Source organism: Microvirga massiliensis (assembly GCF_001006805.1).
Taxonomy (GTDB): Bacteria; Pseudomonadota; Alphaproteobacteria; order Rhizobiales; family Beijerinckiaceae; genus Microvirga; species Microvirga massiliensis.
This window is the reverse complement of record NZ_LN811350.1, coordinates 1-11,448: the sequence shown is the minus strand read 5'-3', so window position 1 is coordinate 11,448 and position 11,448 is coordinate 1. Positions and strand designations below refer to the sequence as shown.

Annotated in this window: 8 protein-coding genes, 1 tRNA gene and 1 pseudogene; 5 read left to right on the top strand and 5 right to left on the bottom strand. The window is 70.3% G+C overall.

The window, feature by feature from the left end:
• Positions 1–200: 200 nt before the first annotated feature.
• From acs to tsaD, 4 genes are all read right to left on the bottom strand, one after another.
• Positions 201–2,153 (bottom strand): acetate--CoA ligase, encoded by a 1,953-nt coding sequence (gene acs / locus BN1233_RS00045; protein WP_046861511.1) that lies wholly within the window; start codon positions 2,151–2,153, stop codon positions 201–203.
• A 136-nt stretch (positions 2,154–2,289) separates the two neighbouring features.
• Positions 2,290–2,703, bottom strand: coding sequence for an EVE domain-containing protein (locus BN1233_RS00040; RefSeq protein ID WP_046861510.1), 414 nt, complete (start codon positions 2,701–2,703; stop codon positions 2,290–2,292).
• A 16-nt stretch (positions 2,704–2,719) separates the two neighbouring features.
• On the bottom strand, positions 2,720–3,703 hold the full coding sequence (locus BN1233_RS00035; protein ID WP_046861509.1) for an NAD(P)H-dependent glycerol-3-phosphate dehydrogenase: 984 nt from the start codon (positions 3,701–3,703) through the stop codon (positions 2,720–2,722).
• Positions 3,700–4,755, bottom strand: a complete 1,056-nt coding sequence (gene tsaD / locus BN1233_RS00030) for a tRNA (adenosine(37)-N6)-threonylcarbamoyltransferase complex transferase subunit TsaD (RefSeq protein ID WP_046861508.1) — start codon at positions 4,753–4,755, stop codon at positions 3,700–3,702. The genes BN1233_RS00035 and tsaD overlap by 4 nt, the downstream gene beginning before the upstream one ends.
• Positions 4,756–5,067: 312 nt before the next feature.
• On the opposite strand from tsaD, the gene hemC reads away from it, so the two are divergent.
• The 5 genes from hemC to BN1233_RS00005 all read left to right on the top strand — a co-directional run bounded on the left by hemC (position 5,068) and on the right by BN1233_RS00005 (position 11,138).
• Positions 5,068–5,994 (top strand): hydroxymethylbilane synthase, encoded by a 927-nt coding sequence (gene hemC / locus BN1233_RS00025; protein WP_046861507.1) that lies wholly within the window; start codon positions 5,068–5,070, stop codon positions 5,992–5,994.
• Positions 5,994–6,686, top strand: a complete 693-nt coding sequence (locus tag BN1233_RS00020) for a uroporphyrinogen-III synthase (RefSeq protein ID WP_046861506.1) — start codon at positions 5,994–5,996, stop codon at positions 6,684–6,686. Before hemC ends, BN1233_RS00020 begins: the two co-directional genes overlap by 1 nt.
• A 411-nt stretch (positions 6,687–7,097) precedes the next feature.
• Positions 7,098–9,185, top strand: a complete 2,088-nt coding sequence (locus BN1233_RS00015; protein WP_046861505.1) for a COG4223 family protein — start codon at positions 7,098–7,100, stop codon at positions 9,183–9,185.
• Positions 9,186–9,199: 14 nt separating this feature from the next.
• Entirely contained in the window at positions 9,200–10,987 is a 1,788-nt protein-coding gene (locus BN1233_RS00010) for a heme biosynthesis protein HemY (RefSeq protein ID WP_046861504.1), read from the top strand.
• Positions 10,988–11,062: 75 nt separating this feature from the next.
• Positions 11,063–11,138, top strand: a tRNA-Thr gene (locus tag BN1233_RS00005).
• Between the two features lie 181 nt (positions 11,139–11,319).
• Here BN1233_RS00005 and BN1233_RS49405 read toward each other — a convergent pair.
• Positions 11,320–11,448: pseudogene (locus tag BN1233_RS49405) on the bottom strand (IS630 family transposase); the annotation flags it as partial.

Genomic DNA, 11,448 nt, shown 5'->3' with positions numbered 1-11,448 from the left:
GTCAAGGGAGAGGTGATGTGCAGGCCGCCCGCTCTTCGCCTCTCCCCTGGAGGGAGAGGTCGCCCCGAAGGGGCGGGTGAGGGGGGAAACACTGCGCTCTCCGGTTGAACGCAACTGCGCTGCACTTTCGAACGCAGCGCTGCCAACCCTCACCCACGCGCTTCGCGCGTGACATCTCCCATCAAGGGAGAGGTGAAGAATCACGCCGCGTGCGAGCGGCGGTTCTGCCTGTTCCCGACGAGATCGTCGACGACGGTCGGGTCGGCGAGGGTCGAGGTATCTCCGAGATTCGAGAACTCGTCCTCCGCGATCTTGCGCAGGATACGGCGCATGATCTTGCCGGAACGCGTCTTCGGCAGGCCGGGCGCAAACTGGATGAGATCCGGCGAGGCGATCGGGCCGATCTCCTTGCGGACCCAGCCGACCAGCTCCTTGCGCAGTTCTTCGCTGGGCTCCACGCCTTCCATCAGGGTCACGTAGGCATAGATGCCCTGGCCCTTGATGTCGTGAGGATAGCCCACGACGGCGGCTTCCGAGACCTTCGGGTGCGCCACGAGCGCGCTCTCGACCTCCGCGGTGCCCATCCGGTGCCCCGAGACGTTGATGACATCGTCGACGCGGCCAGTGATCCAGTAATAGCCGTCCGCATCCCGCCGGCAGCCGTCACCGGTGAAATACTTGCCCGGGAAGGTCGAGAAATAAGTCTGCACGAAGCGGTCGTGGTCGCCATAGACCGTGCGCATCTGGCCCGGCCAGGAATCCGCGATCACGAGGTTCCCTTCCGCCACGCCTTCGAGCACCTTGCCCTCGCCGTCGACGATCTCCGGCCTCACTCCGAAGAGCGGCAGCGTCGCGGAGCCCGGCTTCAGGCGTGTGGCCCCGGGCAGCGGCGAAATCAGGATGCCGCCGGTCTCGGTCTGCCACCAGGTATCGACGACCGGACAACGGCTGTCGCCCACCACCCGGTGGTACCATTCCCAGGCTTCCGGATTGATGGGCTCGCCGACGCTGCCGAGCAGGCGCAGCGACTTGCGCGAGGTCTTCTTCACCGGCTCCTCGCCGGCGCCCATGAGCGAGCGGATCGCCGTGGGGGCGGTGTAGATGATGTTGACGTTGTGCTTGTCCACCACTTCCCAGAAGCGGGAGGCGGACGGATAGGTCGGGATGCCTTCGAACATCAGGGTCGTCGCGCCGTTCGCGAGCGGCCCGTAGAGAATGTAGCTGTGTCCCGTGACCCAGCCGATATCCGCGGTGCACCAGTAGATGTCGCCGTCGTGGTAGTCGAAGACGAGCTGGTGCGTCATCGCGGCGAAGACGAGATAGCCGCCGGTCGTGTGCAGCACGCCCTTCGGCTGTCCGGTCGAGCCCGAGGTGTAGAGGATGAAGAGTGGATCCTCCGCGTTCATCTCCTCGACGGGGCATTCCGTCGTCACGAGTGACGCGGCCTCGTCGTAATAGACGTCCCGGCCCGGCGTCATGTCGACCTTGCCGCCGGTGCGCCGCACGACGATCACGTGGTCGACGCCGTCCACCCGTGCGATCGCCGCATCGACATTGGCCTTCAGGGGCACCTTGCGGCCGCCGCGCAGGCCCTCGTCGGCGGTGATCACGAATTTCGATTTCGCGTCGGCGATGCGGCCGGCGAGCGAATCGGGCGAGAAGCCGCCGAACACCACCGAATGGACAGCCCCGATCCTCGCGCAGGCGAGGATCGCATAGGCGGCCTCGGGGATCATGGGCAGATAGATCGTGACGCGGTCGCCGCGCTGGACGCCGCGGTTGCGCATGACGTTCGCCATGCGGCAGACTTCGTCGTGCAATTCGCGATAGGTGATGTGCTTCGACTCGGAGGGATCGTCGCCCTCCCAGATGATCGCGACCTGGTCGCCCCGGGTCGGGAGATGACGGTCGATGCAGTTATAGGCGGCGTTCGTGGTCCCGTCCTCGAACCAGCGGATGTGGACGTCGCCGGGCCCGAAGCTCGTGTTCTTGACCCGCGTATAGGGCTTGAACCAGTGGATGCGCTTGCCCTCCTCGCTCCAGAAGGCCTCGGGGTTGCGGATCGATTCCTCGTAGCGCGCCCGATACGCGGCCTCATCTACGTAGGCGCGACGCCTCCAGTCCGACGACACGTCGTAGACCTTGTCCTGCATAGCGTTTCTCCCACTGCCGGCCGGTGAGAGGCACCGGCGGGCTCTGTGTAAGCATATGCAGAGGAGGAGGGGGGGCGGCAAGCCATGAGGGCCCGTACTTTCGTCGCGAACTCTCTTGCCCGCGAGGGGCGAGGCGCTAAAGCCCGCCCATCCGGCAGACGATGTCCCATTCCTCGTCGGTCACGGGCTGCACCGAGAGCCGCGAATTCGTGACGAGAATCATCTTGGCGAGGCGCTCCTCCGCTTTGATGGCCTCGAGCGTGACGGGGCGGGGCAGCGGCTTCACGGCCTTGACGTCGACCATGCCGAACTTGCCGGTCTCGTCCGTGTGATCGGGGTAGTATTCGCGGATCACCTCGACGATGCCGACGACCGCCTTGCCCTCGTTCGAGTGGTAGAAGAACCCTTGGTCACCGAGCCGCATGGCCATGAGGTTCTGCTTCGCCTGGTGGTTGCGCACGCCGTCCCAGGAGGTCCCCTTTTCGCCGGCCGCGACCTGCTGGTCCCACGACCAGGTGGACGGTTCGGATTTGTACAGCCAGTGCGCCATTCTTGAACTGAACTCCTCAATATTCCCGCTTGAGCGGACGCTGCATCAGCCGGTCGATGGCCTCGTCGAGGCCGAGCCGGCCGGCGATCACCGCATCGACCGCCGCCGCGACCGGCATCTCGACATTCCTTTCGCGGGCGAGCTCGACGAGCACCGCCGCCGTCGTGGCTCCTTCGGTGAGCCGGCCCGCGGCGGCCTCCTCGACCGGCACGCCGCGCCCGAGCCGCTCCCCGAAGGCGAAGTTGCGGGATTGCGGCGAGGTGCAGGTGAGGACGAGATCGCCCAGGCCCGACAGGCCCATCAGGGTCTCGCGCCGCCCCCCGCAGGCTACCGCGAGGCGCAGGATCTCGGCGAAGCCACGGGCCACGAGGGCCGCGCGGGCACTTTCGCCGAGCCCGCGCCCGATCACCGCGCCGCAGCCGATCGCGAGCACGTTCTTGGCGGCGCCGCCGAACTCGACACCGCGCACGTCGTCGCCGTGATAGACCCGGAAAGCTGGCCCGGAGAGCGCGCCGGCCCAGTGCTCTGCAATCCCGGGCGATGTGCAGGCGAGCGTGACCGCGGTCGGCAGGCCGCCGGCGACGTCGGCCGCGAAGCTGGGGCCGGAGAGCACCGCGACCGGCTCGCCCGGCCGCACGTCGGCTGCGACATCGCTCAAGGGCAGCCGGGTGCCGCGCTCCAAACCTTTCGCACAGAGGATCAGCGGCGCGCCCGGGCGCATCACCCCGGCGAGCGCTATCGCCATAGCACGGGTCGATTGCGCGGGGGTGACGAGGAGAACCGCCTCGGACTCGGCGAGGTCGCCGAGTTCCGCCGTCGGCTGGATGCCGGAATGGAGCGGGATACCGGAGAGCGCCCGCGGGTTGAGCCGCGTTTCGGCCAGTTCCGCCGCCTGCGCGGGGTCGCGCGCCCAGAGCCGGACCGCGAGTCCCGCCGAGGCCGCGACATTGGCGAGGGCCGTGCCCCAGGCGCCGGCGCCCGCGATGCCGAGGCGGGTCACGCCCGCGCTCCGGCCTCGTCTCCCCGCGTGTCGAGCGGCCAGCGGGCCCGCGCCGGCGCCGAGAGGTCGTCCACGAGGCCGAGGCGAAGACGCTCGAGCCCGGCCCAGGCGATCATCGCGGCATTGTCGCCGCAGAGCGCGACCGGTGGCGCGACGAGGCGCAGGCCGGTCTCGGTCGCGAAGCGCTGCAGGGTGTTGCGGATCGTCTGGTTCGCCGCAACGCCGCCCGCCACGACGAGGGCGGTTGGGTGGCCCGCCACTTCGGCGAAGGCCCGCAGCCCGACGCGGATCCGATCCGCGATTACGTCGACGACGGCGGCCTGGAACGAGGCGCAGAGATCGGCGACGTCGCTGGCGGAGAGCGGCGCGATCGCCTCCGCCTCGAGGCGCAAGGCCGTTTTGAGACCGGACAGCGAGAAGTTCGGCTCCGGTCGTCCGAGCAGCGGGCGCGGCAGGGCGAAGCGTTCCGGGTTGCCCGACAGGGCTTCCTTCTCGACATGCGGTCCGCCGGGATAGGGCAGGCCGAGGAGCTTCGCGACCTTATCGAAGGCCTCGCCGATCGCATCGTCGATCGTCGTCCCGAGGCGCACGTAGTCGTTCACGCCGCGCACGGCGACGAGCTGCGTGTGCCCTCCGGAGACCAGGAGGAGGAGATAGGGAAAGGCGATCCCGTCCGTGAGCCGCGCCGTGAGCGCATGGCCCTCGAGATGGTTCACGGCGAGGAGCGGCTTGCGCGTGACGAGGCAGAGCGCCTTCGCGGTCGTCAAACCGACGAGGACGCCGCCGATCAGCCCCGGCCCGGCCGCGACGGCGATGCCGTCGATGGCGTCGAGCTTCGTGCCCGCGCTGTCGAGCGCGCGCTTGATGAGTCGGTCGATCACCTCGACATGGGCGCGCGCCGCGATCTCCGGCACCACGCCGCCATAGGTGGCATGCTGCGCGATCTGGCTCAGCACCTCGTTGGACAGGATCTCGCCGCGCCCGTCGAAGCCGTCGCCGACCACGGCGGCGGCGGTTTCATCGCAGGTGGTCTCGATGCCGAGGATGCGCATGCGGGGCTGGTCCGAGGATTGCGGGAGGATCGGATGTCCTATAGTCCGCGATGCGGGACAAGCAAACGGAAGGCGGGGCTTTCTGGTGCGCATCATCGAATGCGACACCGCCGGCACCCCTCACCCGCCCCTTCGGGGCGACCTCTCCCACAAGGGGAGAGGCGAGAACGCGGCCGCTCGCACATCACCTCTCCCTCGATGGGAGAGGTCGGACGCGAAGCGTCCGGGTGAGGGTGGCAGCGCTACCTCTCAAGCAAGAGGTGAGGGTGGCAGCGCCAACCCCGCAAGCACAGCGTGATTGGAGAAGACTTCATGGCGGATTCCGCGACCCTGGTGATCGGCACGCGCGGCAGCCCGTTGGCGCTCGCGCAGGCCCACGAGACGCAGGATCGGCTGTGCCGGGCCACCGGTCGCGACGAGACGCAGTTCGCGCTCAAGGTCATCAAGACGACGGGCGATGCGATCCAGGACCGGCCGCTCTCGGAGGCCGGCGGCAAGGGGCTGTTCACGCGCGAGCTCGACATCGCCCTCCTCGAAGGCGCGATCGATTGCGGGGTGCATTCCGCGAAGGACATCCCGACCTACCTGCCCGAAGGGATCATGATCGCCGGCTATCTGCCCCGGGAGGACGTGCGCGACGTCTTCATCAGCGCGCGGGCCGCCCGCCTGCAGGATCTCCCGCCCGGCGCCGTGGTCGGGTCCGCCTCGCTGCGCCGCCAGGCCCAGGTGCGGCGGCTGAGGCCGGATCTCGCCGTCACGCTCCTGCGCGGCAATGTCCAGACCCGGCTCGCGAAGCTCGAGAGCGGCGTCGTCGACGCCACCATGCTGGCGCTCGCCGGGCTGAAGCGGCTCGGCATGACGGAGCACGCGACGGCGATCTTCGAGACCGACGAATTTCTCCCGGCCGTCGGGCAGGGCGCAATCGGGATCACGGCGCGCGCCGGCGACGACCGGGTGCTCGATCTGCTTGCGCGGATCGTTGATCCCGAGACCGGTTACGCGCTCGCCGCCGAGCGGGCCTTCCTGACCGTCCTCGATGGCTCCTGCCGGACGCCGATCGCCGGCCACGCACGGCTCAGGGATGGCGTGCTCGATTTCCGCGGCCTTGTGCTCCGCCCGGACGGCTCGGATGCACGCGAGGTCGCTCTGTCCGGTCCTCCCGCCGAGGCGGCCGCTCTCGGAGCCGAGGCCGGCCGTGATCTCAAGGCGCGCATGCCGGCCGATTTCCTCACCCTCTGATGCGCATCCTCGTGACCCGGTCGCGCGACGACGCCGAGCGCACGGCGGAGCGGCTGCGCGAGCGGGGACACGAGCCGATTCTCGCGCCGGTTCTCGAGATCGCGCCCACCGGGACTACGCCGCCGGTCGAATCGCCCGCGGCCCTGATCCTCACGAGCGGCCATGCGGTCGCCCCCGCGGCCGCCGCGCTCCCGAAGCAGGTGCCGGTCTTTGCCGTCGGTGAGCGCACGGCGCGCGCCGCCCGTCAGGCCGGGTTCACGGCCGTCGCGACGGCCGGCGGGGATGCACAGGCGCTCGTCCGCCTTGTGGCGGAGCGGATTGCGCCCGGTGCGAGGCTGCTCCATACGCGCGGGCGGGACGCCAAGCCCGAGCCGGAGGCGAGCCTGTCCGCGCACGGCTTCGCCGTGAGGCCGTGGATCGCCTATGACGCGCGCCCTGCAGGGGCTCTTCCCGCCGAGGCTGTGGAAGCGATCCGCGCCGGCGCGATCGAGGCCGTTCTCCATTATTCGCGGCGCAGCGCCGAAATCCTGCTCGCGCTCGCGGCGGACGCGCAGCTCGACGCTTGTCTGCCGCGGATGCGGCACGCCTGCCTGTCCGCTGACGTCGCGCAGCCGCTGACGTTGGCCGGCCTCGATGTCGTGGTGGCGGAAGCGCCGAACGAGGATCGGCTCCTGGCTCTGCTCGGGCCTTGATCGGGCCGACACGCCGCGACGACCCCTGCTGCTCCGGGCGCTGATGCCGCAGCCGCACATTCGTGGCCCGATCATCGGTCCTTGCCCCTGTCCGAATCGCCTCGGACGCTAGATCATGGGGGCTCGATCGAGTTGTATCGGTTCGCGACTCGGATTCCTCGTTGCGTGTCGATTCTCATCGTGTCCTGGAGATCCCGGGGCCGCACCGGTCCCATTTGACCTTCCCGGACCGCGCGAGGATCGCCTCGTTCCGCGGGTTGATGCTCGCGATGTCCAGAAGGGACCCTGCGCCGTATGGGCGGCGTTCGACCTCTCTGGATGCCGTGAGGGTCGCCTCGTTTTGCCGGCTGCGGTAAGTACCGGGTTCCGGTGCACCCAAGCTTGCCAGATTCGCTGCCCTAGGATGGCTCTGTGACCAATTCGCCCAGACACCCGAAACGCCCCCATCGCCGCGGGCGCGAACCCGCCACCATCGACCTCAAGGCGACCGTGATTCCGGACCCGGAAGCGAAGTCGGAATCCGGCACGGGCGCCGGAACGGGGCCGAGCCCGGCAACGGCAGCCACGTCCGAGACGGCCGCGACCCCTGCGCAGAACACCACGCCGCTCTCCCCCGAGGCGAAGGCGCCCGAAACGGATCGCGAGCCTGCCCGGGCCGAGGAGACCGCTTCGGTTCCGAATGTCGCCCGATCGGCAGAGACGAAGGCCGAGGCCGAATCGGCCCCGGAATCCGCCACTGTTCCCGTCGCGGATTCCGACCTGATGCCGGACCACGGCACCGCGGCCCCCGCTCCGGTGGAGGCGGCGGCTGTGGGCGAAGCGACTCCGGCGGAGATCGCCTCTGCCGAGAAGACCTCGGACGAGCCGTTCGTCGGGGATGAGGCTGCGCTCTCGCGCTCTCAGATGACGGACGACCGCACGCCGGCTGCCGAGGATGCGGCTACGGCGGGCGCGGAAGCCGAGGCCACGTCCCTGGCCTCCGGCACGGCCGACAACGCCGGAGGAACTGCGGATCGTGACCGCGCGCCGCCCGCGGAGGCGACGCCCGCCCGCAAGGGCCCCGGCGTCGGCTCGTTGCTCGCGGCGAGCCTGTTCGGCGGCGTGGTCGGGGGCGGCCTCGTCCTCGGCTATCAGGCCGTGCAGCCGGTCCAGCCGGATCCCCGGATCGCGACGCTCGAGCAGAGGATCACGGCCCTGTCCCGGCAGACGCCGCCCGTTGCATCCGCGACCCCGGCCGTGCCCGCGGGCCTCGAGGACAGGCTCGGGCAGATCGAGGGTAGTCTCTCGGGCCTGACGCAGCGCCTCGACGAGACGCGTGGCGCGGCCGAGCAGGCGCGCGCCCGGGCCGAGGAGGCGCTGGCCCGGCCGGCGCCGGAGCCCGCCGCAGCGCCGCAACCGGACACCGCGGCCCTCGATGACTTACGCAAGGGGCTCGATGACGTGCGCACCCGCCTCGAGACCACCGAGCGCGGGGCCGGCGAGCGCTCCCAACAGCTCGCGCAGATGCAGGAGAGCCTTCAGCAACTCACCCAGGTGCAGGAAGGCCTCCAGCAGGTCACCCAGGCGCAGGCCGGCCTTCAGCAAGCCACGCAGGCCTTCGACGGGCGCCTGACCGAGCAGAGGCAGGCCCTCGAGGCGCGGCTGGACCAGGCCATGCAGTCCATCGACGGGCGCTTCGCCGAACAGAGGCAAACGCTCGAGGATCACCTGCAGCAGGCCGTGCAGGCCGCCGATGGGCGCTCGGCCGAGCAGAGGCAGGCGCTCGAGACTCGCCTGAGCGAGCAGATCGCATCTCTCGGGAGCCAGATCTCCGAGCAGAAGCAGGCGGCCGAGCAGCGCTTGAACGAGCAGACCCGGGCGCTCGAGCGCCGCATCACGGAGCAGGGACAGACCCTTGAGGGCCGCCTGTCCGGGCAGCAGCAGACCCTGTCGGACGTCTCGGCCCAGGTCGCCAAGATGGCGGAAGGCGCGGAGATCGCCCGGGCCGGGACGCGCGTCGTGCTGACCGACCGGCTCGCCTTGGCGCTCGACGAGGGCGTGCCGCTCGGCAACGTCGTCGAGACGCTGCAGAGTTATGGGGCTGCACCCGAATCGATGGCCGCCCTCCAGCCCTATGTCGGGACCGGCGCGCCGACGGCCGCAGCCCTCGCCCGGGATTTCGAGGCTGTCCGGGAGCCGATCATGCGGGCGTCGCGCCCGCGCGACGGCGATCTCTGGGACAAGTTCGCGCGGATGGCCGACAAGGTCGTGACCGTGCGGGCCGTGAACGAGCCCGGCTCCACGGATCCCCTCGACCTCGTGAACCGCATCGAGCGCGCGCTCGGCCGCGGCGCCTTCGGTGAGGCGCTCACCGCCTACCAGGCCCTGCCCGAGCCGGCGCAGCAGGCCTCCCAGGAGTTCGGCACGGCCCTGCGCCAGCGGGCAGCCGCCGAAGCTGCCGTCCGTGATGTCACCGCTGAGGCCGTGCAGGCCCTGCGCGCTCCAACCCGTATGCCTTAAGGAGTCCAGGCCCCATGTGGCGCGCTCTCATCTTCATCGCCATCCTCGCCGCCGGCGCCGTCGCGGCCGTCTGGCTCGCGGACCAGCCGGGCACCGTGGTCGTGACCTTCGCGGGCTACGAGGCCCGCACCACCGTGGCCGTCGCCGCCGTGACCCTCGTCGGCGTAGCGTTCCTGCTCGCCGTGCTGTGGTCGGCCATCACCGGCCTCGTGCGCCTGCCCGGCACCTGGCAGGCGCGGTCGCGGGAGCGCCGCCGCGCCCGCGGCTACAAGGCCGTCTCGCGCGGGATGGTGGCCGTCGGCGCGGGTGATCCGCTCGGCGCCCGCCGCCATGCCGCCGAGGCCGAGCGCCTGCTCGGGCACGAGCCGCTCACGCTGCTCCTCAAGGCGCAGGCCGCGCAGGTTTCGGGCAACCGGGTCGCCGCCGAAGCTGCATTCGGGCGCATGATCGAGGGCGAGGAGACGCGGGTGCTCGGCCTGCGCGGCCTCTTCGTCGAGGCGCGCCGGCGCGGCGATCTCGAAGCCGCCCACCGCCACGCCCAGGAGGCCGCCCGCCTCGCGCCCGCCGCGAGCTGGGCGAGCGACGCCGTGCTCGAGGCGCATTGCGCCGAGCGGGACTGGCGCGGCGCGCGCGAATCCGTGGAGCGCCGGGCCTCGCTCGGCCTCATCGACAAGGCGGCGGCGCGGCGCCAGCGCGCGGTGCTCCTCACCGCCGAGGCGCGCGACCGCCAGGAGCGCGATCCCGACGGTGCGCTCGAAACCGCGCTGGACGCCCTGAAGCTCGCGCCCGATCTGGTCCCGGCCGCCGTTCTCGCGGGACGCCTGCTCTCCCGGCGCGGCGATCTCCGGAAAGCCGCCAGGGCCGTCGAGACCGCCTGGAAGATCGAGCCGCATCCCGAACTCGCGGAGGTTTATCTCAACCTGCGCCCGGGCGACTCGGCACTCGACCGTCTGGCGCGTGCGCACACCCTCGCGAAGCTCTCGAGCTGGTCGCCCGAGGCCCGCATCGCCATCGCGCGTTCGGCCATCGAGGCCCGCGAGTTCGGCCAGGCGCGGGAGGCGCTCGAGCCGCTGCTCCACGACCGGCCGACGGTGCGCGTCTGCCTCCTGATGGCCGATCTCGAGCAGCTCGAGCACGGCCGTGCCGGCCATGGCCGCGAATGGGTGATGCGCGCGACGCGCGCCCCGCGGGACCCGGCCTGGATCGCCGATGGCGTGATCTCCGACCATTGGGAGCCGATCTCGCCCGTGACCGGCCAGCTCGACGCCTTCCGGTGGCAGACCCCACCGGACGTCCTCGTCGCCCCCGAGCTCGCCCGCCTCGACGAGGTGACGGCCGATCTCGACGAGGAGGAGAAGTTCGTCAGCATCCCGCCCGCGATCCCGCCGGCCGCGGCGCCTGCGCCCATAGAGGAGGCCGCCACGCCGGCGACGCCGGTCGAAGCCGCGCCTGCGGAGCCGGAAAAGCCGCGCGCGCCCGAGCCCGCCCCAGCCTCGTCGCCGCCCGTGATCGCCGATGCGCCAGCGCCGGAACCAAGGGCGCCCGAGGAGAAGAAGCCGGCCACCGTGCTGGTCTCCCCGATGCCGCACCCGGAAGCCGCGAACGAGCCGGGCCCGGAGTCGAAATCGGAGGCGAAGCCGGAGGCCGTCGAGGAGCGCAAGCGCGAGGAAGCGCGGGCCGGCGAGAAGGCGGGCACAAATGGAACCGCCTATGCGCCTGCTCCGGTGATCTTCCCGATCAAGCCCCCGGACGATCCCGGTCCCGAGGAGCCGGAGCGTGTCAGAAAAGGCGTCTTCGGGTAACCGAAGACGCCAACTGCGCCTTGCCAAGGCGGCGCGTTTGAGGATATGAGGGCGCCCGCGCCGCGATGCGCGCATGCCGCAATAGCTCAGCTGGTAGAGCACCTCATTCGTAATGAGGGGGTCGGGGGTTCGAATCCCTCTTGCGGCACCATTTTTTCCCTGAAAAGCCAACGCATTAGCTGACGACCACTGTTGGCGGCTGTGTCGATCATTGTGTCGAGTCGCCACCGAATCGCCACGGCAAATTGCAACCCGGTGAAATGCAGTCCAACAGCGGCCTATGACTCAATCTGCCGCCTCACATCGCATCTGCTGACTAGAGCACCGGACTGTTAAACGGACGCATATCCGGCGGCTTTGAGGTAGTTCCAACACTCCTGCGGTTCGAACAGATCACAGATCTCGCCGATGGCCTTCCAGAGCGCGTCAAAGGTGCGGGCCCCGATCTTGCGCAGGTGTGC

Bases quoted from the DNA above. Each gene is read 5' to 3' on its own strand.
- tsaD (WP_046861508.1), bottom strand. From the start codon at position 4,755: ATGCGCATCCTCGGCATCGAGACCACCTGCGATGAAACCGCCGCCGCC.
- BN1233_RS00010 (WP_046861504.1), top strand. From the start codon at position 9,200: ATGTGGCGCGCTCTCATCTTCATCGCCATCCTCGCCGCCGGCGCCGTC.
- BN1233_RS00040 (WP_046861510.1), bottom strand. From the start codon at position 2,703: ATGGCGCACTGGCTGTACAAATCCGAACCGTCCACCTGGTCGTGGGAC.
- hemC (WP_046861507.1), top strand. From the start codon at position 5,068: ATGGCGGATTCCGCGACCCTGGTGATCGGCACGCGCGGCAGCCCGTTG.
- BN1233_RS00020 (WP_046861506.1), top strand. From the start codon at position 5,994: ATGCGCATCCTCGTGACCCGGTCGCGCGACGACGCCGAGCGCACGGCG.
- acs (WP_046861511.1), bottom strand. From the start codon at position 2,153: ATGCAGGACAAGGTCTACGACGTGTCGTCGGACTGGAGGCGTCGCGCC.